Origin of the sequence: Streptomyces sp. NPDC050560, from assembly GCF_044457285.1 — a bacterium.
In the GTDB taxonomy this organism is placed as follows: domain Bacteria; phylum Actinomycetota; class Actinomycetes; order Streptomycetales; family Streptomycetaceae; genus Streptomyces.
This window is the reverse complement of record NZ_JBITGT010000001.1, coordinates 795,585-819,368: the sequence shown is the minus strand read 5'-3', so window position 1 is coordinate 819,368 and position 23,784 is coordinate 795,585. Positions and strand designations below refer to the sequence as shown.

The window sequence follows — 23,784 nt, the reverse complement described above, 5'->3', positions numbered from 1 at the left end:
GCGGTTCGTTCAGGGGGCGTCGGGTGTCGCCGGGTGTCCGAGGAGCATGACGGGGGCGCCCGCGGCCCTGGTGAGGAACACCGTGGCCGAGCGCGTCCCCTGGAGCCGCATCCGGCGCCGCAGCTCCTCGGGCTCCACGGCCGAGCCCCGCTTCTTCACGGTGAGGGTGCCGACGCCGCGCTCCCGCAGCAGCGCCTTGAGCCGCTTCAGATGGAACGGCAGCACATCGGTGATCTCGTACGCCGTCGCGTAGGGCGTGGGCCGCAGCTCGTCGGCGGTGACGTAGGCGATGGTGGCGTCGAGCAGCCCGCCGCCCACCTGCCGCGCCACGTCCGCCACCAGGTGCGCCCTGATGACCGCGCCGTCGGGCTCGTACAGATAGCGCCCCGCGGGCCGCACGGCGGGCGCGGGCAGCGCGGCGCCGAGCAGGGAGACGACGGACGATCCGGGCGCCCCGGATGGTTCCGATCCCCCGGGCGTCCTGGCGGCTGCGGGGATCAGCGTGGCGCGCCGCGGCCCGCTACCTGCCGCGCGTGCCGTGTCCGCGCCGGTCCCCACGGCGGCGCCGAACCAGAGGACCGCCTCCTTGACGTCCCCGCCGTAGGACACCCACTCCGCCTCGGCGCCTTCGGGGATCACCTCGTGCGCAATCCCCGGCGCGATCTTCAGCGCCGCGAAGGGCGCCGCGGCCGCCGCCCCGACGGCCCAGGACAGCGGCGGCGAGTACGCCTCAGGACTGAACACCCTGCCCCGGCCGCCGCGCCGCGCGGGGTCGGCGAACACGGCGTCGTACGCGCCGAGCGGCACCTCCTCGACGTCGGCGCACCGCACCTCGACCAGTCCTCCGAGGCCGAGCGCCGCCATGTTGGCCCGCGCCACCGCGCACGTCAGCGGGGAGCGGTCGACCGCGAGCACGGAGATCCCGGCCCGCGCGAAGGCGATCGCGTCGCCCCCGACGCCGCAGCACAGGTCGGCCACGCCGCGCACCCCGTGCCGCCAGAACCGCGCGGCGCGGTGCGCCGCGACGGGGGCGCGGGTGGCCTGCTCCACACCGCCCGCGGTGAAGTACATCCGCCCGGCGTCCGCCCCGAACTTCGCCGCCGCCCGCTGCCGCAGCCGCGCCTGGGTGAGCGCCGTGGCGACCAGCTCAGGGGGGTGGTGCCTGCGCAGCCGGGTGGCGACGGCGAGGGCGCGCTCCTGCGGCACGTCGCGCACCTCGTCGAGCAGCGCGGCACCCTCGGGTCCGAGCAGCGCGTCGAACAGCGCGACCTCGCGGGCCTCGTCGCCGGCCACCGGCCCAGCCTCCGCCACGCCGACCACTCCTGACACTCCGGCCACCTCCGCGGTAGCCCGTTCGGGGACATTCACCCCGCCCATTGTGGTTCACCCACGCCCCGGCACCGGCACCACCGCCGCGCCCGGCGGTACGGGTGGTCCGGCGGCGGGCGGGAGCGGGTCCCGTACGACGGCCGTACGGGGCCTTGGAAGCCTCGGGGGCTCTTGGGGGCAGCGCCCGACGCCGGGGCAACGGCGGGGCCCCTGGCGCCCTTCCAGGGCCTGCGGCAGCCTCCGGCGGACGGACCGGAACATGCCGGAACATGCGCGAGGCGACAAGGGAGTACGCACATGAGGTGGAGCCACGGCGAGACACGGTGCCGGGCGGGGGGAATGAGGGGCGACCGGCCGACGGCCCGCGCGGACCGTCGCCGAAGGACGGGTGCCGTCCGCCGTCGCGCCGTGCCCCGCCGTCTCGCGGCCGTACTGCTGACGGCGGCGGCGCTGGCGGCGGTGGCGGCGTGCGGCGACGACGGCCGCGCGGCGCGCGCGGGCCGCAGCGCGCCGGGCGCGGAACCATGGCAGCGCTGGGGCCTCGACGCGCCCCCGCTGCGCCCGCCCGCGCCCCCCTCCGGGAAACCGGAGCTGCCCGCCCCGCAGGAGCCAGGGCTGCCGCCCGTGGTGTCCACCGTGCCCACCAAGGAGAAGATCCTCTTCCTCACCATCGACGACGGCGTGGAGAAGGACCCCGACTTCGTCCGCATGATGAGCGAACTGGACCTGCCCTACACGGCGTTCCTCAGCGACCGCTTCATCAAGGACGACTACGCCTACTTCGCGCGCCTGCGCACCGAGCACGGCACCGTCCTCGGCAACCACACCCTCACCCACCCCCGCCTCACCGACCTGACCGCGGAGCGGCAGTCGGCCGAGATCTGCGGAATGCAGCAGGTCCTCGACGACCAGTACGGACAGCGCCCCGACATCTTCCGCCCCCCGTACGGGACCTACGACACGACGACCCTGGAGGCGGCGGCGGGCTGCGGCATCCGCACGGTGCTGCGCTGGCAGGAGCAGGTGTTCCCGGACCGCGTCGCGTACGACCGCCCCGAAGGCGACTTCGCCCCGGGGGACGTCGTCCTGACCCACTTCAAGGGCGAGGCCCAGTGGAACGCCCCCATGGCCGACGCGATCCGCAGGCTCCTGAACACGATCACCCCCAAGGGCTACGCCCTTGCCGCGCTGATGGACTACCTGCCGTGACCCGGGCCCGTCCGGCGGTCGCGACATGCACGGTGGAGGCCGTGCGCGAGGGCACCCTCCGCCGTCGCACTCCACGCACGGTGACGCGGGCCGCCGGGGCGTGTGAGAAGCGAGGGGGCGCCGGTCGGAGCCGCGTCCGCCCCCCGCGCGATACGGGCGCAGCCCGCCGCGCTGGCACTCCGCTTGACCGAGTGCTAATCGCGGTCATAGGCTCAGCCCTGGCACTCCCCGTAGGAGAGTGCCAAACACGCGACGGGCAGGTCCGGCACCCGCGACGACGGATCGACCTGGTCGCCACCTCAGACAGTTAACCCCGTGAGATCTCCGAAGGGGGAGGTCGGATCGTGACGACCGCCAGCACCAAGGTTGCCATCAAGCCGCTCGAGGACCGCATTGTGGTCCAGCCGCTGGACGCCGAGCAGACCACGGCCTCGGGCCTGGTCATCCCGGACACTGCCAAGGAGAAGCCCCAGGAGGGCGTCGTCCTGGCCGTGGGCCCGGGCCGTTTCGAGAACGGCGAGCGCCTGCCGCTCGACGTGAAGACCGGTGACATCGTGCTCTACAGCAAGTACGGCGGCACCGAGGTGAAGTACAGCGGCGAGGACTACCTCGTGCTCTCGGCTCGCGACGTCCTCGCGATCATCGAGAAGTAATTCACCACGTTCTGCATTCTGCGCCCCTGGCCCCGCGTCCTTAACAAGCCGGGCGGCTGGGGGCGCAGTTCGTTCACGACAGTCTCCGAGAGGGCTGAAACGCTCCCATGGCGAAGATCCTGAAGTTCGACGAGGACGCCCGTCGCGCCCTTGAGCGCGGCGTCAACAAGCTTGCCGACACCGTCAAGGTGACCATCGGCCCCAAGGGCCGCAATGTCGTCATCGACAAGAAGTTCGGCGCCCCGACCATCACCAACGACGGCGTCACCATCGCCCGCGAGGTCGAGGTCGACGACCCGTACGAGAACCTCGGCGCCCAGCTCGTCAAGGAGGTGGCGACCAAGACCAACGACATCGCGGGCGACGGCACCACCACCGCCACCGTGCTGGCCCAGGCCCTGGTCAAGGAGGGCCTGCGCAACGTCGCCGCGGGCGCCTCCCCGGCCGCCCTGAAGAAGGGCATCGACGCCGCCGTCAAGGCGGTCTCCGAAGACCTCCTCGCCTCGGCGCGCCCGATCGACGAGAAGTCCGACATCGCCGCGGTCGCCGCGCTCTCCGCCCAGGACGAGCAGGTCGGCGAGCTGATCGCCGAGGCCATGGACAAGGTCGGCAAGGACGGCGTCATCACCGTCGAGGAGTCCAACACCTTCGGCCTCGAACTGGACTTCACCGAGGGCATGGCCTTCGACAAGGGCTACCTCTCGCCGTACTTCGTCACCGACCAGGAGCGTATGGAGGCCGTCCTCGACGACCCGTACATCCTGATCCACCAGGGCAAGATCGCCTCGATCCAGGACCTGCTGCCGCTGCTCGAGAAGGTCATCCAGGCCAACTCCTCCAAGCCGCTGCTGATCATCGCCGAGGACGTCGAGGGCGAGGCCCTGTCGACCCTGGTCGTCAACAAGATCCGCGGCACCTTCAACGCGGTCGCCGTCAAGGCCCCCGGCTTCGGCGACCGCCGCAAGGCGATGCTGGGCGACATGGCCACCCTCACCGGCGGCACCGTCATCGCCGAGGAGGTCGGCCTCAAGCTCGACCAGGTCGGCCTCGACGTACTGGGCAGCGCCCGCCGCGTCACCGTCACCAAGGACGACACCACCATCGTCGACGGCGGCGGCAAGTCCGAGGACGTCGCGGGCCGGGTCAACCAGATCAAGGCCGAGATCGAGACCACCGACTCCGACTGGGACCGCGAGAAGCTCCAGGAGCGCCTCGCGAAGCTGGCCGGCGGCGTGTGCGTCATCAAGGTCGGCGCCGCCACCGAGGTGGAGCTGAAGGAGAAGAAGCACCGTCTGGAGGACGCCATCTCCGCGACCCGCGCCGCGGTCGAGGAAGGCATCGTCTCCGGCGGCGGCTCCGCCCTGGTCCACGCCGCGAAGGTGCTCGACGGCAGCCTCGGCAAGGAGGGCGACGAGGCCACCGGTGTCGCCGTCGTCCGCCGCGCCGCGGTCGAGCCGCTGCGCTGGATCGCCGAGAACGCGGGCCTTGAGGGCTACGTCATCGCCTCCAAGGTCGCCGAGCTTGACAAGGGCAACGGCTACAACGCCGCCACCGGCGAGTACGTCGACCTGGTCAAGGCCGGCGTCATCGACCCGGTGAAGGTCACCCGCTCCGCCCTGGAGAACGCGGCCTCCATCGCGTCCCTGCTGCTGACGACCGAGACCCTCGTCGTCGAGAAGCCCGCAGAGGACGAGCCCGAGGCCGCCGCGGGCCACGGCCACAGCCACTGACCCACCCCGCTTCACCCCGGCCCCCACGGCAACCACCGCGGGGGCCGGGCCCGTTTCGGCAGGGGCGCGTTCGCGTCGGGCTCTTTGCATCGGGGCCTCTTCGGACGAGCCACCCTTGCCGCCGCGTTCTCTTCGGGCCCGGCCTTCTTCGCGCCAGACCCTTTTGCACCAGGCCGCCCTTTCCGCGCGCCCTCCTTCTGCCGACCCGCCCTCTGCGCCGGGCCTTCACCAGGCGGCCTGCCCCCCCCACGCCGGGCCTTCACCAGGCGGGCCGCCCTTCCCACCGGGCGCCTTCCCACTGGGCGCTGGCGCCTTCGCGCCGGGCGCCCTTGCGCACGCCGGGTCGCGGTTCCGTGGCATTTCGGTACGCCTGACCGGGGTTCGGCCGGGCGGCAAGCCCGGTGTTTCTCTCCCCCCGCCCCCGCCCCCGCCCCACCCCCGCCGTTCGAGCCTCCGCCACTGCGCCCTTACACGCACCCACCGCGGATACCGCGGCTACCGCACCTACCGCGGCCCATACTTGCGCCCCGTCCTGGACGAGATCCCCGCGAGCAGCCCGCGTGGCACCAGCTTCGCCGCGCCCAGCAGCACCTTGTAGCGAGGGTCGGGGATCGACACCGTCTTGCCCCGGTCCAGGTCGGCCAGGCCCGCGGACACCACCCGGTCCGCGTCCAGCCACATCCAGCCCGGGATGTTGTCCGTGCCCATCCCGGCCCGCCGGTGGAACTCCGTGCGCACGAACCCCGGACACAGCACCATCAGCCGCAGCCCCGACCCGGCCAGGTCCTTCGCCACGCCCTGCGTGAACTGCACCACCCACGCCTTCGACGCCCCGTAGGTGCCGCGCGGTACGAACGCCGCCACCGACGCCACGTTCACCACGCCGCCCCTGCCGCGCTCCCGCATCGGCCCCACGGCCGCCCTCGTCAGCCGCAGCACCGCCTCACAGTGCACCTTCAGCATCAGCAGCTCGTCCGCCACCGGCACGTCGGTGAAACGGCCCTTGTTGCCGAACCCGGCGTTGTTCACCAGCAGGTCGACCGGGTCCCTGCCGTCCGCGAGGCGCTTCTCCACCGCCCCGATGCCCCGCTCCGTCGACAGGTCGGCCGTCAGCACCCGCGCCTCGATGCGGTGCCTGTCGTGCAACTCGGTGGCCTGGGCGCGCAGCCTCTCGGTGTCACGGGCCACCATGACGAGATCGTGCCCGTCCGCCGCGAGCCGCCGTGCGAAGGCAGCGCCGATGCCCGAGGTGGCGCCCGTAATCAGAGCCGTAGTCATGGCGCAAGGTTAATGAGCGCCCGCACCCCGCCAGGGGGCGTGTCCCACCGCCGCGCGCGCCGCCGCCGCACGCGGGCCCGCGTCGACCGGCCGCGCCGCAGCCTCAGTTCCCCCTAACCCCCTCACCGCCCGCCGCCACATAGGCCCGAGCCCTGTCCAGCGACTCGGGATGCAGCGCCTCCCCGGCCGCAAGCAGCTCCGGCAGCAGGTGCCGCTCCCTCGTGACCGCGCGGAACTGGAGGGAGACGGTGACCTGGTGGTCCGGGCGGTGCTCCACCCGTATCGGATCGCCCGCGCGGATCTCGCCCGGCTCGATCACCCGCAGATACGCGCCGGGCTCCGCGCGCAGCGTGAACCGCTTGATGAGGTCCGACTGGCCCACGCCGCCCGCGAACGTACGGCACGGGATACGGCCGCACGTCACTTCGAGCAGCAGAGCGGGCCCCACACGCCAGCGCTCCCCGATCAGCGCCCCCGACACGTCGACACCCTCCGTGGTCAGATTCTCCCCGAAGGCCCCCGAGGCGGGCACCCGGCCGAATACCTCGGCCCAGGAGTCCAGGTCCTCCCTGGCGAAGGCGTACACCGCCTGGTCGTTCCCCCCGTGGTGGCGCAGGTCGCACACCGCGTCACCGGTGAGGCCGCTGCCGCCCTTGCCCTTCGGGCCGGGCGCCGCCACCCACACGGGGCCCTCGACGGGACGCTTGTTGAGCCCCGTCACGCCTTCCGGCTGATTGGTGTAAGGAACCCGCACGGGGCGTCCCACGTTCAACGACTGAAGCCTCATGCACTCACAGTAAGCGACGGACCTCAAAGGATCGACCCGTTTTTGGCGCTCCGGGTCAAAGGAACCCTTATGAGTGACTATGCTGCTGCCATGATCGAGGCACGACACCTCAGGGTCCTGCGCGCCGTGGCCCACACCGGCTCGTTCTCCGCCGCCGCCCGCAGGCTCGGCTGCACCCAGCCCGCCGTCAGCCAGCAGATGAAGGCACTCGAAGCCTCCGCGGGCACCCCCCTGCTGATCCGTACCAACCGCTCCATGCGGCTCACCCAGGCGGGCGACGCCCTCCTGCGGCACGCCACCGGCATCCTCGCCGGGCTCACCGCGGCCGAGGAGGAGATCGCCGCCATCGCGGGCCTGCGCGCCGGGCGGGTGAGACTCGCCTCGTTCCCCAGCGGCAGCTCCACCCTGGTGCCCGCCGCGCTCGCCGCGCTCCGCGCCGACCACCCGGGCACCAGCGTCTCGCTCGTCGAGGCCGAGCCGCCGCACTCGGCGCGGCTGCTGCGCGAGGGCGACTGCGAGATCGCCCTCGCCTTCCGCTACGAGAGCGCCGCCGAGGACACCGCGCAGGAGTGGGAGGGGCTCGTCGTGAGACCCCTGCTCACGGACCGCATCGTGGCCCTGGTGCCGGACGGGCACACGGTCGCGGACGCGGGCGCCGTGTCCATCGAGGAGTTCGCGGACGAGCCCTGGATCGCGGGCTGCCCCCGCTGCCGCGGCCAACTCGTCCAGGTCTGCCGGAACGCCGGTTTCGAACCCCGTATCGACTTCGCCACCGACGACTACCCCGCCGTCATCGGCCTCGTCGGCGCGGGGCTCGGCGTGGCGGTCCTGCCGGAACTCGCCCTCGCGCCCGTGCGGCCCCGCGGGGTGCGCACGGTGACGGTGCAGCCCGCGGTGCGCCGCGAGATCGTCGCCCTCACCCTCCCCGACCTGTCCCGCGTCCCCGCGGTCGCCGCCACCCTCGACCACCTCGCGGGCGCGGCCCGCCGGGCCGGGGCGTACGAACGGGAGGCGGCTCCCGCGGGGCTGTGACGGGCGGAAGGACCGGCTACGGGGGCACAGTGGGGGCGGCGCCGCGACGGGGGGCGGAGTGGTGTGGCGGGGGGCGTGAAGAAACGTTCCTTCAGAGGGGTTCCGGTCGGGGCTTCAGTCGAGGTCGCCCGGTGGCTCCTCCTCGGGCTCCTGTCGCGCGGGCGCGCCCCCTCCGGGGCGCCCGGCCGCCGCCGAGGCCGTGACCAGGCGGTTCCTCGCCCTGCCCATCAGCTCCTCGCGCTCGTCCTCGGTCAGGCCGCCCCACACGCCGTACGGCTCGCGCACCGCGAGGGCGTGGGCCGCGCACTCCGCCCGCACCGGGCACCGCATGCAGACCTCCTTGGCCGAGTTCTCGCGCGCGCTGCGTGCCGCGCCCCGCTCGCCCTCCGGGTGGAAGAAGAGCGAGCTGTCCACCCCTCGGCAGGCCGCGAGGAGCTGCCAGTCCCACAGGTCTGCGTTGGGTCCTGGAAGGCGGGAGAAATCTGCCATTGGTGTCCCCTTGCTGGCGTTACCGGGCGTCGAGAGGTGCGGCCGTTCACGCGGACTGTGTCCACGACGGTACATCTACTGTCTAAGGAGATGAAAATATGACTCTTTATGAATCTAGCCTCAGACACTAGGAACAGGGAAGAAAAGCAGCTAAATGGGGCATAGCTCTGTAGGGAAGCCCTGATGACCCCCGGCGGCCCTCGGTAGGTGCGCGCTCCCTCGCGAAGTGCCGAAGGCGGCCGACCCGACCCGTAACTCTTTCGAGTGACCGTCGTTGAGAGTGCGGAAGCGGTTGACGTATCACGCGCCCGGACCCGGCTCGGGGCGCGCCGCGGCAGCCGCAGAGGTGACGATTCGTACCAGCCTGGAGGCTCAAGGTGACGCGCATCAGCAGCGGAGGGCGGCCATGACATCCGTCCTCGTGTGTGACGACTCCCCGCTCGCCCGAGAGGCGCTGCGCCGCGCGGTGGCCACCGTGCCCGGCGTCGAGCGCGTGACCACGGCGGCCAACGGCGAGGAAGTCCTCCGCCGCTGGGGCGCCGACCGCTCCGACCTGATCCTCATGGACGTCCGGATGCCGGGCCTCGGCGGGGTGGAGACCGTACGGCGGCTGCTCTCCGCCGACCCGGGCGCCCGCATCATCATGCTGACCGTCGCGGAGGACCTGGACGGCGTGGCGCTCGCCGTCGCCGCGGGCGCCCGCGGCTACCTGCACAAGGACGCCTCCCGCGCGGAGCTGCGGGCCACCGTGACCCAGGCGCTCGCCGACCCCACCTGGCGGCTCGCCCCGCGCCGGCTCAGGTCCGCCGAGATGGGCGCGGCACCCACCCTCACCGCCCGTGAGATCCAGGTGCTCGAAGGTATGAGCCACGGCAGGTCCAACGCCGAGATCGGCCGCGAGCTGTTCCTCTCCGAGGACACGGTGAAGACCCACGCACGGCGCCTGTTCAAGAAGCTCGGCGCCTCGGACCGCGCGCACGCGGTGGCGCTCGGCTTCCGCTGGGGCCTGGTCCGCTGAATGCCCGGCAGCGGGGGTGCGCGCTCCCCGTCCGCCTTTCGGTGGACGGGGCGACGGATGCCCGCTGCTCGTTTCGCGGCCGATGGCGCATCCTTGATATGTGGAGTTCCTCGGGGACGATTCGGTCGGGCGGAACGAGCGTGAGGGGAGAGCGCAGGGGATGAGTACCGGCGCACCTGCTCATAACGCTTCAGTGCACAACTACACGGGCGGTGCCGCGGAGCAGCCGGCCGCGAGGCACCATGGACCGATGCGCGACGACGGGACGACGGTGATCGGTGCCCTCGTGCACCGTGCCGCGGACGGAGACGAGCAGGCCACGCACGATCTGCTCGCCCACGTCCACCCGCTCGCCCTGCGCTACTGCCGCACCAGGCTCTCCCGTCTCCCGGGCGACGCCCGCCACTTCGTCGAGGACCTCGCGCAGGAAGTCTGCGTCGCCGTCCTCCTCGCCCTCCCGCGCTACCGGGACACCGGGCGCCCGTTCGAGGCGTTCGTCTTCGCCATCGCCTCGCACAAGGTCGCCGACCTCCAGCGGGCCGCCATGCGCCACCCGGGCTCCACCGCGGTGCCCTCCGACGAGATGCCCGAGCGGCCCGACGACTCCCTCGGCCCCGAGGAGCGCGCCCTGCTCAGCAGCGACGCCGAATGGGCCAAGAAGCTCCTCGCCAGCCTCCCCGACAACCAGCGCGAGCTGCTGCTGCTGCGCATCGCCGTCGGACTCACCGCCGAGGAAACCGGTCAGATGCTCGGCATGTCCCCCGGAGCGGTACGGGTCGCCCAGCACCGGGCCCTCAGCAGGCTGCGGGCGCTCGCCGAGCAGTAGGTCACCCCGGTCACGCCGGGAAACCCGCAGCCCGTGACGGAGCGTGCCGTTCCGGCCGTGGAATTCGGGACTCGCCGAGCCCGTTAGCATGGACATCCGCACCGATCAAGGCCATTGGGGAAGGTGTCATGTCTGCTAGCGACATCGACGGAGTGCCCGCGAAGTTCGCCGCACTAGGGCTCACATACGACGATGTGCTGCTGCTGCCCGGCGCCTCCGACATGGCGCCCGACCAGATCGACACCTCCTCGGCCGTCTCCAAGAACGTCAGGGTGAACATTCCCCTGCTCTCTGCCGCGATGGACAAGGTCACCGAGTCCCGTATGGCCATCGCCATGGCCCGCCAGGGCGGCGCGGGCGTGCTGCACCGCAACCTGTCCATCGCCGACCAGGCCAACCAGGTCGACCTGGTCAAGCGCTCCGAGTCCGGCATGGTCAGCGACCCCATCACGGTGCACCCCGACGCCACCCTCGCCGACGCCGACGCGATCTGCGCCAAGTTCCGCATCAGCGGCGTCCCCGTCGTCGACGGCGGCGGCCGGCTGCTGGGCATCGTCACCAACCGCGACATGGCCTTCGAGCCCGACCACGGCCGCCAGGTCCGCGAGGTCATGACGCCGATGCCGCTGGTCACGGGCAAGGTCGGCATCTCCGGGGTGGACGCCATGGAGCTGCTGCGCCGCCACAAGATCGAGAAGCTGCCGCTCGTCGACGACGCGGGCGTCCTCAAGGGCCTCATCACCGTCAAGGACTTCGTCAAGGCCGAGAAGTACCCCAACGCCGCGAAGGACTCCGAGGGCAGGCTGATCGTCGGCGCCGCCGTCGGCGTCGCGGGCGACGCCTTCGAGCGGGCCCAGGCGCTGATCGAGGCGGGCGCCGACTTCCTCGTCGTCGACACCGCGCACGGCCACTCCCGGCTCGTCGGCGACATGGTCGCCAAGATCAAGTCCAACCACGCGGGCGTCGACATCGTCGGCGGCAACATCGCCACCAGGGACGGCGCCAAGTCCCTCATCGACGCCGGGGTCGACGGCATCAAGGTCGGTGTAGGACCGGGCTCCATCTGTACGACCCGGGTGGTCGCCGGTATCGGCGTCCCCCAGGTCACCGCCATCTACGAGGCGTCGCTCGCCGCCCGCGAGGCCGGGGTGCCGGTCATCGGCGACGGCGGCCTCCAGTACTCGGGCGACATCGCCAAGGCGCTCGTCGCCGGCGCCGACACCGTGATGCTCGGCTCCCTCCTCGCGGGCTGCGAGGAGTCCCCCGGCGAGCTGCTGTTCATCAACGGCAAGCAGTTCAAGTCGTACCGCGGCATGGGCTCCCTCGGCGCCATGCAGAGCCGCGGCGAGCAGCGCTCGTACTCCAAGGACCGCTACTTCCAGGAGGGCGTCGCCTCCGACGAGAAGCTGGTCCCCGAGGGCATCGAGGGCCAGGTGCCCTACCGCGGCCCGCTGTCCGCCGTCGTCCACCAGCTCATCGGCGGCCTGCGGCAGTCCATGTTCTACGTCGGCGGGCGCACCGTCCCCGAGGTGCAGGAGCGCGGCAAGTTCGTACGCATCACCTCGGCGGGGCTCAAGGAGAGCCACCCCCACGACATCCAGATGACGGTCGAGGCGCCCAACTACAACGGCAGAGGCTGACCAGGGCCGCGAGGCCCCGCGCGGGAGCCACGCGGCGGCCCGCGGGCGCGGCCACGCGCGCGGCGGCGTTCCCACCGGCTCCCCGCGGCACCCCTTCGGCGATACTGGGACGGCTGAGACGCAGAGGGAAAGGCCACATCGTGACTGAGATCGAGATCGGGCGCGGCAAGCGCGGGCGCAGGGCGTACGCCTTCGACGACATCGCCGTCGTCCCCAGCCGCCGCACGCGGGACCCGAAGGAGGTCTCGATCGCCTGGCAGATCGACGCCTACCGTTTCGAGCTGCCGTTCCTCGCCGCGCCGATGGACTCCGTGGTCTCCCCGGCGACCGCCATCCGCATCGGCGAACTCGGCGGCCTCGGCGTCCTCAACCTCGAAGGTCTCTGGACTCGCTACGACGACCCCCAGCCGCTGCTCGACGAGATCATCGCGCTCGACCCGGAGACCGCCACCCGCCGCCTCCAGGAGATCTACGCCGCCCCCATCAGGGAAGAGCTGATCGGGCAGCGCATCAAGGAGGTGCGGGACTCCGGGGTGATCACGGCCGCCGCGCTCTCCCCGCAGCGCACCGCCCAGTTCTCCAAGGCGGTCGTGGACGCGGGCGTCGACATCTTCGTCATCCGCGGCACCACCGTCTCCGCGGAGCACGTCTCCGGCGCCGCCGAGCCGCTCAACCTGAAGCAGTTCATCTACGAGCTGGACGTGCCCGTCATCGTCGGCGGCTGCGCCACGTACACGGCGGCGCTGCACCTGATGCGCACCGGCGCCGCGGGCGTCCTCGTCGGCTTCGGCGGCGGCGCCGCCCACACCACCCGCAACGTCCTGGGCATCCAGGTGCCGATGGCGACCGCGGTCGCCGACGTCGCCGCCGCCCGCCGCGACTACCTCGACGAGTCCGGCGGCCGCTATGTGCACGTCATCGCGGACGGCGGCGTCGGCTGGTCGGGCGACCTGCCGAAGGCCGTCGCCTGCGGCGCCGACTCCGTGATGATGGGCTCCCCGCTCGCCCGCGCCACCGACGCGCCGGGGCGGGGCTACCACTGGGGCATGGAGGCCACCCACGAGGAGGTCCCGCGGGGCCGCAAGGTCGGCCTCGGCACCGTCGGCACCATCGAGGAGGTCCTGACCGGGCCCTCCCACACCGCCGACGGCTCCATGAACTTCTTCGGCGCGCTGCGCCGCGCCATGGCCACCACCGGCTACAGCGAACTCAAGGAGTTCCAGCGGGTCGAGGTCACGGTGGCGGACTCCCAGCACAAGCGCTGAGCCAGGGGCGGTCGCACCACGCGCGTGATACGCCGTTTCCGCCTCCCGCGCGTGCGGCGATCCGCCGGGGGTCCCGCCCGGCGGGGCGCCGGGTTCAGAGGCGTTCCGCCGCGCCCGCCGGGGTCGTGCCGCGGGTGTCGAGCAGCAGTTGCGCCTTCACCGAAAGGCCCTGGAGGTCGTAGGTGCGGTGGTGCTGGAGCAGCAGCGTCAGATCGGCCCGTGCCGCCGCCTCGTAGAGGGAGTCGGCGCGCGGCACGGGCCGGTCGAGCACCGTCCAGGCCGGGACGTGCGGGTCGTGGTAGCTGACCGCGGCGCCCAGCTCGCGCAGCCGTTCCGCGATCTCACGCGCGGGTGAGCCCTGCTGGTCGGCGACGTCCGGCTTGTACGTGACGCCGAGCAGCAGCACCCGGGCGCCGCGCGCCGACTTGCCGTGCTCGTTGAGGAGGGCGGCGGCGCGCTGGACGACGTACTGGGGCATCTGGCTGTTGACCCGCTGCGCCAGCTCCACCATCCGCAGCGGCCCGGGGGAGCCGGGCAGGCCCGCCAGGTCCTGGGGGACGCCGTGGCCGCCGACGCCGGGGCCCGGGCGGAACGCCTGGTAGCCGAACGGCTTGGTCTCCGCGCAGCGGATGACGTCCCACAGGTCGACGCCGAGGCCGCGGCAGAGCACCGCCATCTCGTTGACGAGGGCGATGTTGACATGCCGGTAGTTGGTTTCGAGGAGGTGCACCGCCTCCGCCTCGCGCGGCCCGCGCGCGCGGACGACCTTGTCGGTGAACCGGGCGAAGAACGCCGCGGCGGACTCGGTGCAGGCGGGGGTGAGGCCGCCGATGACGCGGGGGATCGCGGCCAGGCTCTCGCCGCGGTGTCCCGGGTCGGTACGCGCGGGCGAGTACGCGAGGTGGAAGTCGCGCCCGGCCCGCAGCCCCGAGCCCTCTTCGAGCAGCGGCAGCAGGAAGCCCTCGGTGGTGCCGGGCGGTACGGGGGACTGGAGGATCACGGTGGTGTGCGGGCGCAGCCGCGCGGCGAGGGCGCGGGCGGCCTCGGCGACGTGGCCGAGCCCGGGGCCGCCGTCGGGTCCTGGCGGCGTGGGGACGCAGATGACGGCGGTGCGCACCCGGCCAAGGCCCCCGGGCTCGGTGCGCGGCGGCGGCCCCCCGGAGGCGACCCGGCGCAGGTCTGCGGTGGTGAGCACACCGGTCGTGGCGCCGTCGCCCGGCCGCCGTCCCGGTGCCGGGTCGGCGGCGTCGGCCGGGCCGGGGTCGTAGCCGAGGGTGGGCACGCCCGCCGCGACGGCGGCCTGGGCGAGGGGCAGTCCGAAGGGGCCGAGACCGATGACGGCGAGATCCGCGGGCATGGTGATGGTCCGCCTCCCTTTAGCCGGAGTAAGGGGTTCGCGCAAGTCCTGTGGATACAGTGAGCGGAGTGAACCGGCGCAATGTCACACTAGGAGTAAATATGACCGTTATGACGTATTGACGGGCCGGGAATCCGGGGAATGTCGGCGCCCGCCGCGTGGAACACGAGTTATCCACAGGTTCGGGGGGTGCGGTGGCTGAAGACGGGCACCACCGTCAGAATCTGGGCAGGGGATGCGGATGGGGCGCGGCCGCGGGGCACGTCCACGAGACGGGTGACAGGAGACCGCAAGTGAGGACAGCGACACTGGACCCGGCGCAGCGCGCCGAGTCCCTGGCAGCGATGGCCGACCGCGAGCTGGACATCCTGGTCGTGGGCGGCGGGGTGGTCGGCGCGGGCACCGCGCTCGACGCGGTCACACGCGGCCTCGCCACCGGACTCGTCGAGGCCCGCGACTGGGCGTCCGGCACGTCGAGCCGGTCGAGCAAACTGATCCACGGCGGCCTGCGCTATCTGGAGATGCTCGACTTCGCCCTGGTCCGGGAGGCGTTGAAGGAGCGCGGCCTGCTGCTTGAGCGGCTGGCGCCGCACCTCGTGAAGCCCGTCCCCTTCCTCTACCCGCTCCAGCACGAGGGCTGGGAGCGGCTCTACGCGGGCTCGGGCGTCGCGCTCTACGACGCCATGTCCATGGCACGCGGCCACGGCAGGGGCCTGCCGATGCACCGCCACCTGACCCGCCGTCACGCCCTGCGCGTCGCCCCCTGCCTGAAGAAGGACGCCCTCGTCGGCGCCCTCCAGTACTACGACGCGCAGATGGACGACGCCCGCTACGTCGCCACCCTGGTCCGCACCGCCGCCGCCTACGGCGCCCAGGTCGCCAACCGCGCGCGCGTGACCGGCTTCCTGCGCGAGGGCGAGCGCGTCGTCGGCGCCCGCGTCGAGGACGTCGAGGCCGGCGGCGAGTACGAGATCCGCGCCAAGCAGGTGGTCAACGCGACGGGCGTGTGGACCGACGACACCCAGGCCATGGTCGGCGAGCGCGGCCAGTTCCACGTGCGCGCCTCCAAGGGCATCCACCTGGTGGTCCCCAAGGACCGTATCCACTCCACCACAGGTCTGATCCTGCGCACCGAGAAGAGCGTCCTGTTCGTCATCCCCTGGGGCAGGCACTGGATCGTCGGCACCACCGACACCGACTGGGACCTCGACAAGGCGCACCCCGCCGCGTCGAGCGCCGACATCGACTACGTCCTCCAGCATGTGAACGCCGTCCTCGCCGTCCCCCTCACCCGCGACGACGTCCAGGGCGTGTACGCGGGCCTGCGGCCCCTGCTGGCCGGGGAGTCCGACGCCACGAGCAAGCTCTCCCGCGAGCACACGGTCGCCCACCCCGTCCCCGGGCTCGTCGTCGTCGCGGGCGGCAAGTACACGACGTACCGCGTCATGGCCAAGGACGCCGTCGACGAGGCGGTCCACGCCCTCGACCAGCGCGTCGCCGACTGCGTCACCGAGGAGATCCCCCTCGTCGGCGCCGAGGGCTACCGCGCGCTGTGGAACGCACGCGCGCGCATCGCCGTCCGCACCGGCCTTCACGTGGCCCGCGTCGAGCACCTGCTCGACCGCTACGGCTCCCTCGCCGAGGAGGTCCTCGACCTCATCGCCGCCGACCCGTCGCTCGGCGCCCCCCTCGCCGCCGCCGACGACTACCTGCGCGCCGAGATCGTCTACGCCGCCTCCCATGAGGGCGCCCGCCACCTCGACGACGTCCTCACCCGCCGCACCCGTATCTCCATCGAGACGTTCGACCGCGGCACCCGCAGCGCCCGCGAGGCCGCCGAGCTGATGGCGCCCGTGCTCGACTGGGACGCGGACAGGATCGAGCGCGAGATCGAGCACTACGAGAAGCGGGTGGAGGCCGAGCGCGAGTCCCAGCGCCAGCCCGACGACCTCACCGCCGACGCCGCCCGCCTCGGCGCCCCCGACGTCGTCGGATAGCCCGACACGCCCGGCGGGCCCCCGGGGCGCCGCCCGACCGCCGTGGCCCGTGGGGCGCGCGTGCCCCGCCGCCCGCCGTCCCGCGGCCACGCAGGCTTGCCCTTCCAGCGGCCCGGCGCAAGAGTGGCTGTCAGCTACCGTGGGCCGGGTGCGCCGCAGGGGCTGCCGGCGGGGGGAGCGGGGGGCGTGTCGAGAGCGCGTGCCCCGAGGGACGACCCTGGCAGAGCGACGGTCCCTGTGTGGGGGACAATGAAGGCTCTGTCGGGGCGGGTTGCAGAGGGGACGCATGTCGGACGCGGAAGAGACGGGGGAGGCCCGTCGTGACGAGGACGCGCGTCTCCTCGCCGGGCGGTACCGGCTGGGGCAGGTTCTCGGCCGCGGCGGCATGGGCACGGTATGGCGGGCGCTCGACGAGACACTGGGCCGCACCGTCGCGGTCAAGGAGCTGCGGTTCCCCTCCTCCATCGACGAGGACGAGAAGCGGCGGCTGATCACCCGCACCCTGCGCGAGGCCAAGGCCATCGCCAGGATTCGCAACACCAGCGCCGTCACCGTCTACGACGTCGTGGACGAGGACGACCGCCCCTGGATCGTGATGGAACTCGTCGAGGGCAAGTCGCTCGCCGAAGTCATCCGCGAGGACGGCCTGCTGACGCCCGCGAGGGCCGCGGAGGTCGGCCTCGCCGTCCTCGACGTGCTGCGCTCCGCCCACCGCGAGGGCATCCTGCACCGCGACGTGAAACCGTCCAACGTGCTCATCGCCGAGGACGGCCGCGTCGTCCTCACCGACTTCGGCATCGCCCAGGTCGAGGGCGACCCCTCCATCACCTCCACCGGCATGCTCGTCGGCGCCCCCTCCTACATCTCGCCCGAGCGCGCCCGCGGCCACCGCCCCGGCCCCGCCGCCGACCTCTGGTCGCTCGGCGGCCTGCTGTACGCCGCCGTCGAGGGCGTCCCGCCGTACGACAAGGGCTCCGCGATCGCCACGCTCACCGCCGTGATGACGGAGCCGCTGGAGAAGCCCAAGCACGCGGGCCCCCTGGAGCCCGTCATCTACGGCCTCCTCGCGAAGGACCCCGAGCAGCGCCTCGACGACGCCGGTGCCCGCGCCCGCCTCACCGAGGTCATCAACACCCCCAAGGCGCCCGAGGCCCCGGCGAAGCCCGCCGACTCCAGGACCAGGGCCCTGCCGCTGCCCCCGGCCCCCGACGAGGGCGGGGACAAGCCCGCCGAGACCCCGGCCGACACCCCGGCCGAGGCGCCCGCCGCGCCCGCCAAGAAGACCGAGGAGCGGCTGCGCGGCGCCCTGCGCTCCGTGCGCAAGGCCGCCGCCGCTGCCACGCCCGCCGCGGCCAAGCCCCGCGAGGTCCCGCCGCCGCCCGGCACGCCCCCGGCCACCCCGGCACCCGCCGCCACCGCGTCGGGCACACCCGAGGCGCCCGCCGCCCCCGCGGGCGGGCAGCAGCCGCAGGACCCCCGCAAGCCCAGCACGCCGGAACGCACCACCGTGTCCCCCGCGTCGGCGCCCGCCGCGCCTGCCGCACCCGCCGCGCCGCCGCCCGGCAGACCCCCCAGGGCCTCCCTCTTCGAGACCGTGCCACGGCGCACCGTCGCCCTCGTGGTCGCGGTCGTCGTGCTCGCCGTCATAGGCATCGTGCTCGGCCTCACCCTCGGCGGCGACGACGGCGACAAGAAGGGCGACACCAGCGCGTCGAGCAGCCCCACGGCAGGCGACGACGAAGGACACAAGGGCGGCGGCCAGGACACCGACGGCGGCAAGGGCAAGCCGAGCGACACCCCGAGTTCCAGCGCGTCGCAGGGTCAGGAGAGCGAGGGCGGCCAGGGCGCCACCCCGGGACACGACGACTCCCCCGGCGGCTCGGGCTCCGAACCCGAGGGCGTCTCCAGCCACTACACCGACGGCCAGGGCTTCAGCATCGGCCTCCCCAAGGGCTGGAAGCACACGGGCAACGACACGGCCGGCGCCCGCTTCGCCGGACCTGACGGACAGAAACTCCTCGTCGGCTGGACCGACAAGCCCAAGTCCGACCCGGTGGCCGACTGGGAGGAGCAGTCGCACCACATGGTCAAGGCGGACTACCACACCGTCAGCATCAAGCCCGCCACCTACCGCGACTGGCTCACCGCGGACTGGGAGTTCACCTACACCGAGGGCGGCACCAAGCTCCACTCCGTGGACCGCGGCTTCGTCGTGAACTCCCATCTCGGCTACGGCCTGTTGTACACGGCGCGTGACCACGACTGGGACGGCGACCACCGCGCGGACACCTGGAAGACGCTGACGGATTCGTTCGAACCCAAGTCCTGAGCCCGGTAAAAAGGCCCTCCCGGGGATGAGACCGATGAGTTATCCACAGCCACTCGAATGACTCGCCCCCAGCACGTATCGTGAGTGCCCGCGGACCGTACGCAGTCACATCGGCCCGCACACCGGCAGCCCGCGCCGACCAACGGGCCGCCGGTCGAACGCAACTGACCGGCGGGTAGAAGAAGCGGCCGCCGGGGCAGAAGGACCATCAGGACCATCCACCGGGGAACCGAGCGCCCGAAGGGGGGAAGCCGTGGACGAATACGCCGGCCGGGTACTCGCCGACCGCTACCGCCTGCCCCTGCCCCCCTCCGACGAGTACGAGTTCGCCCACACCCGCGCCTTCGACACCTACAGCGGACAGGAAGTCCTCATCCGCCAGGTGCCGTTGCCCGAGGTCGTCGAGGCCGAGATCCTCGACGCCGACGGGCTCCCCGAGGGCTTCACCGGGCGCCGCGCGGGCAGCCCCGGCGGTGCTGCCGCCACCCGCGCCCCCGCCGACCCCGCGGTCCGCCGCGCCATCGAGGCCGCCCAGGCGGCCGCCCAGATCCCCGACCACCCCCGGCTCGACCAGGTCTTCGACGTCTTCGCCGAGGACGGCTCCCTCTGGATCGTCAGCGAGGACGTCCCCGCGCGCCCGCTCGCCGCCCTCCTCGCCGAGCGTCCCCTCTCGCCGTACCGCGCGGCGGAGGTCGCCGCCGACGTCCTCACCGCCCTGCGCGCCCTCCACGCGCACGGCTGGGTCCACCGCAACATCACCTCGCGCACCGTCCTCGTCTGCGACGACGGCCGCATCCTGCTCACCGGCCTCGCCGCGGGCGCCGCGGAGGAGGCACTCTGCGGCTACGACCCCACCCCGGACACCGCCGCCGACGCCCCCCTGCCCCCCGTCCCCGGCGGCCAGCCCCCGCCCCCGCCCGGCACCGCGGCGACCCACCCGGCGATCGAACAGGGCGGCCCCCCGCGGCAGCAGGGCCCCGACGGCGCCCCCGCCCTGCCCGCCGCCCCCGGCCCCACGGGACCCGCCGGAGCCCAGCCCGCGGAGAACGACGCGCGCGCCGCCCGCGCCGGAGCCATCGCCGCCTACCGCGCGGGCGCCAAAGCCGCCGCCGCCCGCAACGCCCAGCGGGGCCGCCCCGCACCCGGCGCACCGCCCGCCCCGGGACAGCCGCAGCCCACATCCGCCGCCGAGGCCCCCCGACCCCCGGGCGTCCACGGCCAGATCAACGACCCCTACGGAGTCGCCGCATCCCCGGCGCCGGGCCCCGACGGCCCCCAGCACCCCGACGGCTGGCACGGCGCCCTCCCGCGCTCCGGTGCCCCCGCGCTCCCCGGCCCCGCCACCGACGACCCCGGCGCCCCCCAGCCCGCCGCCCCCGCACCCCGCCCCGTCCCTGCGGTACGCCCCCTCGGCGCGGGACTCGCACCCGCGCCCCCCGCGCCCTCCGAGCCCGCGGCCCCAGGACAGCAGCCCGCACCGCACGCCCCCGCGGGCCATGCCCCCGTACCGCCGCAGGCACAGCCGCAGGAGCAGGGCCAGGACACCCCGCCCGGCTGGGGCGACACCGCGGGCTGGGGCGAGGAGGCCCCCAGCGGCCCGCGCCGCGGCCCCGCCACCGCCCTCGCCGCCCAGCGCGCCCGCCAGGCCCGTATGGCCCTCGTCGGCCCCGTCACCGAGCGCTGGGCCCCGGAGCAGGCGGGCCCCGTCCACGAGAACTGGCAGCTCGCCCCGCCCATCGGCCCCGCCACCGACCTCTGGGCGCTCGGCGCCCTGCTCTTCCGCGCCGTCCAGGGCCACGCGCCCTACCCCGAGGAGAGCACGGCCGAGCTGGTCGAGATGGTCTGCTCCGAGCCGCCCGCCTTCGCCGAGGAGTGCGGCCCGCTGCGCCCCGTCGTCGAGTCACTGCTCCGTCAGGACCCCGAGGAGCGGCCCGACATAGAGGAACTGCGCGGCTGGCTGCGCTCCCTCATCCGCTCCGCCCCGGAACCCGACGTGGGCACCCACGTCGTCGCCGCCCCGCCCCTCGACACCGAGCACCTTCCCGTCATACGGCGCCGTGGGGAGCTGGTGCGCAGGCGCAGGGCCGGACTCCCCGACCGCCACGGCAGGCACAAGCGCGGCAGCGAGCCCAAGCCCCGCCGCCTCGGCAGGACCCTGCTCGTCGCGATCGTGGTGGTGCTCGCCGCCGCCGTCGCCTACGCGATGGTGTTCATGCCCAAGAACGACAACTCCGGCCAGGAGGCACCCGACCGCGCGGGCACCCCCGCGGGCGACCAGAGCCCCACCCCCGGCCACTCCTCCGGCACGGGCCCCGGCTCCGACAGCTCGCCCGACGGCCAGGGCGGCGACTCCCCGTCCGGCTCCCCGGGCTCCGAGCAGCCCCGGAGCAGCGACACGGGACTGCCCGACGGCTTCCAACTCCGCAAGGACAGCGAGGGCTTCCGGATAGCCGTGGCCGACGGCTGGCAGCGCCAGCCGAAGAACAGCCGCGGCCAGGTCGTCTACAGCCAGGGCGCGTACGAGCTGATCGTCGTCCCCGGCAGGGACACCACGCAGCAGTACGGCAGCGACCCGCTCGGCTACCAGGAGAAGGAGCGCGAACTGCAACCCTTCCGCGACTCCACCTGGGCCGTCTCCAGCGGCATACGCCGCATCCAGGTCGGCCAACGCGTCATGGCCGAGGGCCAGTACACCTGGAGCAGCGACGCCGGAGACCTCTACGTGCGCAATATGGCGCTACTGGTCGACGGCCACTACCACGTCGTCCAGGTCCGCGGACCCGAGTCGGAACGCGACAAGATCACCAGCCTCTACGACCAGGCGTCGGCCAGCTACCAGTACACGGGCTGACCCACGCACCCCCGCCACCCGCCCCTCCCGGCCACGGGCCCGCAGCCCATGACCGCCCGTCACCTCCCGCTGCGCTGCGCACATTTCGGCACCCGGCCCCCGCGCGGGAACCATCGACCCCGCCCCCGTAGTCCCCCACACCAAGCGCCGCCAGGGGACCCCGCGTTCCTCCGGACGGATCGGCTCCATAGGCTGGGCCATGTCAACGACCACGGCGGGGGATGGGAATTCGCATGCAGGGCCTGCTCCTCGCGGGCCGCTACCGGCTCGGTGAGTCCATCGGGCGGGGCGGCATGGGCCGGGTGTGGCGCGCACACGACGAAGTGCTGAACCGCGCGGTGGCGGTCAAGGAGCTGACCGCGGCACAGTTCGTCTCCGACAGCGACCGCAGCGTCATGCTCGCCCGCACCCAGACCGAGGCGCGCGCCGCCGCCCGGGTCAACCACCCCGCCGTCGTCACCGTCCACGACGTACTGGAGCACGACGACCGCCCCTGGATCGTCATGGAGCTGGTCCAGGGCCGCTCCCTCGCCGACGCGGTCAAGGAGTCGGGCCGTATCGACATCCGCTACGCCGCCCACGCGGGCCTCTGGGTGCTGCGCGCGCTGCGCGCCGCCCACGCCGCGGGGGTGCTGCACCGCGACGTCAAGCCGGGCAACGTCCTGCTCGCCGACGACGGCAGGGTGCTGCTCACCGACTTCGGCATCGCCCAGGTCGAGGGCGACACCACGCTCACCAAGACGGGCGAGGTCGTCGGTTCCGTCGACTACCTGGCCCCGGAGCGGGTACGGGGCGCCGACCCGGGCCCCGCCTCCGACCTCTGGGCGCTCGGCGCGACGCTGTACACCGCCGTCGAGGGCCGCTCGCCGTTCCGCCGCACCACGCCCCTCATCACCATGCAGGCGGTCGTCGACGAGGAGCCCGCGCCGCCCGACGCCGGTGTCCTCACCCCCGTCATCATGGCGCTGCTGCGCAAGGACCCGCTCCAGCGGCCCACCGCCGACGCCGCGGAGCACATGCTCCTTGAGGCCGCGGAGGGCCGGGCGCCGACCGGCGCCGCACCCCACGCGCCCACCGCCACCTACCCGTTCGCCCCCGGCACCCCCGGCTACGGAGGCACCGCCACCCACCCCGCGCCCCCCTACGAGCCGCCCAGGGAACAGCCCTACGGGTCCCCGTACCACCACGCCGCGTACACCCACCCCGCGCAGCACCCGGCCGACACCGCCGCCCCGTCCGGCATCCCCACCGGGGCCACCACCCACGAGCACCGCCGCACCGGGCGCCGTGGGCGCGGGCGCCGCGGGCTCATAGCCGCGATAGCCCTCGCCGCCGCGCTCGTCGGCGGCGGCACCGCGGTCGCGCTCCTGCACTTCACCGCGGACGGCGGCGAATCCAGGTCGAGCGGCCCCACCGACGACCCCACAGCCGACGACCCCACCCGGTCCCCGACCGGGTCGCCCACCCACAAGCCCTCGCCGCGCCCCTCCGACGTGCCCGACGGCTGGCACCGCGTCCACGACGCCACCGGATTCACCCTCGTCGTCCCCAAGGGCTGGAAGCGCCAGGTCAGCGGCTCCCAGGTGGACTACACCCCCGACAACGGCGACCACTTCGTGCGCATAGCCGTCGACAAGTCGCCGGACTGGGACACCCCCAACGAGCACCAACTCGACCTGGAGTCCCAGCTCAAGGACAGGCTCCCCGAATACCGGCGCGTCGGTCTTGAGGCCAACACCTACCGCGACCGCAGCGGCTCCCGCTGGGAGTTCACCTGGACCGCCAAGGGCGGCGACGACGACTTCCCCGGGCCGCGGCGTGCGGTGGAGGAGACGTACTACGACCACAACGGCGCCGAGTACGCGATCTACATGTCGTCCTCGGCGGACGACTGGCCCACCACGCGCGAGCAGTTCGACACCGTGCTGCGCGGCTGGCGGGCCCCCGCCGACTGACCCCGCGCCCCGCCGCCCCCGGCCCTCTCGGCCCGCCGC

17 protein-coding genes are annotated in these 23,784 nt (G+C 73.5%); 12 read left to right on the top strand and 5 right to left on the bottom strand.

The window, feature by feature from the left end; translation table 11 throughout:
• Positions 1-9 precede the first annotated feature (9 nt).
• Positions 10-1,311 carry a methyltransferase domain-containing protein gene (locus tag ACIBIW_RS03430; RefSeq protein WP_399331401.1) on the bottom strand — a complete coding sequence of 434 codons (1,302 nt, stop codon included), beginning with the start codon at positions 1,309-1,311 and terminating at the stop codon, positions 10-12.
• A gap of 426 nt (positions 1,312-1,737) precedes the next feature.
• On the opposite strand from ACIBIW_RS03430, the gene ACIBIW_RS03425 reads away from it, so the two are divergent.
• The 3 genes from ACIBIW_RS03425 (at position 1,738) to groL (ending at position 4,921) form a co-directional block, all read left to right on the top strand.
• Positions 1,738-2,538 (top strand): polysaccharide deacetylase family protein, encoded by an 801-nt coding sequence (locus ACIBIW_RS03425; RefSeq protein ID WP_399331399.1) that lies wholly within the window; start codon positions 1,738-1,740, stop codon positions 2,536-2,538.
• A 344-nt stretch (positions 2,539-2,882) separates the two neighbouring features.
• Positions 2,883-3,191 (top strand): co-chaperone GroES, encoded by a 309-nt coding sequence (gene groES, locus ACIBIW_RS03420; RefSeq protein ID WP_399331397.1) that lies wholly within the window; start codon positions 2,883-2,885, stop codon positions 3,189-3,191.
• Positions 3,192-3,298: 107 nt separating this feature from the next.
• Entirely contained in the window at positions 3,299-4,921 is a 1,623-nt protein-coding gene (gene groL, locus ACIBIW_RS03415) for a chaperonin GroEL (protein WP_399331395.1), read from the top strand.
• A gap of 504 nt (positions 4,922-5,425) precedes the next feature.
• Here groL and ACIBIW_RS03410 read toward each other — a convergent pair.
• On the bottom strand, positions 5,426-6,199 hold the full coding sequence (locus tag ACIBIW_RS03410) for an SDR family NAD(P)-dependent oxidoreductase (protein WP_399331393.1): 774 nt from the start codon (positions 6,197-6,199) through the stop codon (positions 5,426-5,428).
• Positions 6,200-6,302: 103 nt separating this feature from the next.
• Complete coding sequence (locus tag ACIBIW_RS03405; protein ID WP_399331391.1) at positions 6,303-6,986, bottom strand: MOSC domain-containing protein; 684 nt, start codon at positions 6,984-6,986, stop codon at positions 6,303-6,305.
• Positions 6,987-7,076: 90 nt separating this feature from the next.
• Between ACIBIW_RS03405 and ACIBIW_RS03400 the strand changes: the two genes are divergently transcribed.
• Complete coding sequence (locus ACIBIW_RS03400) at positions 7,077-8,018, top strand: LysR family transcriptional regulator (protein WP_399331389.1); 942 nt, start codon at positions 7,077-7,079, stop codon at positions 8,016-8,018.
• 114 nt (positions 8,019-8,132) lie between these two features.
• On the opposite strand, the gene ACIBIW_RS03395 is transcribed toward ACIBIW_RS03400, so the two are convergent.
• Positions 8,133-8,507, bottom strand: a complete 375-nt coding sequence (locus ACIBIW_RS03395; RefSeq protein WP_399331387.1) for a WhiB family transcriptional regulator — start codon at positions 8,505-8,507, stop codon at positions 8,133-8,135.
• A 406-nt stretch (positions 8,508-8,913) separates the two neighbouring features.
• Between ACIBIW_RS03395 and ACIBIW_RS03390 the strand changes: the two genes are divergently transcribed.
• The 4 genes from ACIBIW_RS03390 (at position 8,914) to ACIBIW_RS03375 (ending at position 13,256) form a co-directional block, all read left to right on the top strand.
• Positions 8,914-9,525 (top strand): response regulator transcription factor, encoded by a 612-nt coding sequence (locus tag ACIBIW_RS03390; RefSeq protein WP_003948568.1) that lies wholly within the window; start codon positions 8,914-8,916, stop codon positions 9,523-9,525.
• Between the two features lie 250 nt (positions 9,526-9,775).
• Positions 9,776-10,351, top strand: a complete 576-nt coding sequence (locus ACIBIW_RS03385) for a sigma-70 family RNA polymerase sigma factor (RefSeq protein WP_399331385.1) — start codon at positions 9,776-9,778, stop codon at positions 10,349-10,351.
• 128 nt (positions 10,352-10,479) lie between these two features.
• Positions 10,480-11,991 carry an IMP dehydrogenase gene (gene guaB / locus ACIBIW_RS03380; protein WP_399331383.1) on the top strand — a complete coding sequence of 504 codons (1,512 nt, stop codon included), beginning with the start codon at positions 10,480-10,482 and terminating at the stop codon, positions 11,989-11,991.
• A 140-nt stretch (positions 11,992-12,131) separates the two neighbouring features.
• The gene (locus ACIBIW_RS03375) at positions 12,132-13,256 is read left to right on the top strand and encodes a GuaB3 family IMP dehydrogenase-related protein (protein ID WP_399331381.1); all 1,125 of its coding nucleotides are present in this window, start codon (positions 12,132-12,134) and stop codon (positions 13,254-13,256) included.
• Between the two features lie 94 nt (positions 13,257-13,350).
• On the opposite strand, the gene ACIBIW_RS03370 is transcribed toward ACIBIW_RS03375, so the two are convergent.
• Positions 13,351-14,613 carry a nucleotide sugar dehydrogenase gene (locus tag ACIBIW_RS03370; RefSeq protein WP_399331379.1) on the bottom strand — a complete coding sequence of 421 codons (1,263 nt, stop codon included), beginning with the start codon at positions 14,611-14,613 and terminating at the stop codon, positions 13,351-13,353.
• 293 nt (positions 14,614-14,906) lie between these two features.
• On the opposite strand from ACIBIW_RS03370, the gene ACIBIW_RS03365 reads away from it, so the two are divergent.
• From ACIBIW_RS03365 to ACIBIW_RS03350, 4 genes are all read left to right on the top strand, one after another.
• Positions 14,907-16,610, top strand: coding sequence for a glycerol-3-phosphate dehydrogenase/oxidase (locus ACIBIW_RS03365; RefSeq protein WP_399331377.1), 1,704 nt, complete (start codon positions 14,907-14,909; stop codon positions 16,608-16,610).
• Positions 16,611-16,896: 286 nt separating this feature from the next.
• Positions 16,897-18,939: a serine/threonine-protein kinase gene (locus ACIBIW_RS03360; protein ID WP_399331375.1), complete on the top strand. Its 2,043-nt coding sequence runs from the start codon at positions 16,897-16,899 to the stop codon at positions 18,937-18,939.
• Between the two features lie 253 nt (positions 18,940-19,192).
• Positions 19,193-21,790 carry a protein kinase gene (locus ACIBIW_RS03355; protein WP_399331373.1) on the top strand — a complete coding sequence of 866 codons (2,598 nt, stop codon included), beginning with the start codon at positions 19,193-19,195 and terminating at the stop codon, positions 21,788-21,790.
• 233 nt (positions 21,791-22,023) lie between these two features.
• A complete protein-coding gene (locus tag ACIBIW_RS03350) occupies positions 22,024-23,745 on the top strand; it encodes a protein kinase (RefSeq protein ID WP_399331371.1) in 1,722 nt (573 codons plus the stop codon).
• The last annotated feature ends 39 nt before the right edge of the window (positions 23,746-23,784 follow it).

Coding starts and splice junctions, on each gene's coding strand:
- ACIBIW_RS03360 (WP_399331375.1), top strand. CDS start 16,897: ATGTCGGACGCGGAAGAGACGGGGGAGGCCCGTCGTGACGAGGACGCG.
- ACIBIW_RS03370 (WP_399331379.1), bottom strand. CDS start 14,613: ATGCCCGCGGATCTCGCCGTCATCGGTCTCGGCCCCTTCGGACTGCCC.
- ACIBIW_RS03400 (WP_399331389.1), top strand. CDS start 7,077: ATGATCGAGGCACGACACCTCAGGGTCCTGCGCGCCGTGGCCCACACC.
- ACIBIW_RS03350 (WP_399331371.1), top strand. CDS start 22,024: ATGCAGGGCCTGCTCCTCGCGGGCCGCTACCGGCTCGGTGAGTCCATC.
- ACIBIW_RS03385 (WP_399331385.1), top strand. CDS start 9,776: ATGCGCGACGACGGGACGACGGTGATCGGTGCCCTCGTGCACCGTGCC.
- ACIBIW_RS03410 (WP_399331393.1), bottom strand. CDS start 6,199: ATGACTACGGCTCTGATTACGGGCGCCACCTCGGGCATCGGCGCTGCC.
- ACIBIW_RS03405 (WP_399331391.1), bottom strand. CDS start 6,986: ATGAGGCTTCAGTCGTTGAACGTGGGACGCCCCGTGCGGGTTCCTTAC.
- guaB (WP_399331383.1), top strand. CDS start 10,480: ATGTCTGCTAGCGACATCGACGGAGTGCCCGCGAAGTTCGCCGCACTA.
- groL (WP_399331395.1), top strand. CDS start 3,299: ATGGCGAAGATCCTGAAGTTCGACGAGGACGCCCGTCGCGCCCTTGAG.
- ACIBIW_RS03390 (WP_003948568.1), top strand. CDS start 8,914: ATGACATCCGTCCTCGTGTGTGACGACTCCCCGCTCGCCCGAGAGGCG.
- ACIBIW_RS03395 (WP_399331387.1), bottom strand. CDS start 8,507: ATGGCAGATTTCTCCCGCCTTCCAGGACCCAACGCAGACCTGTGGGAC.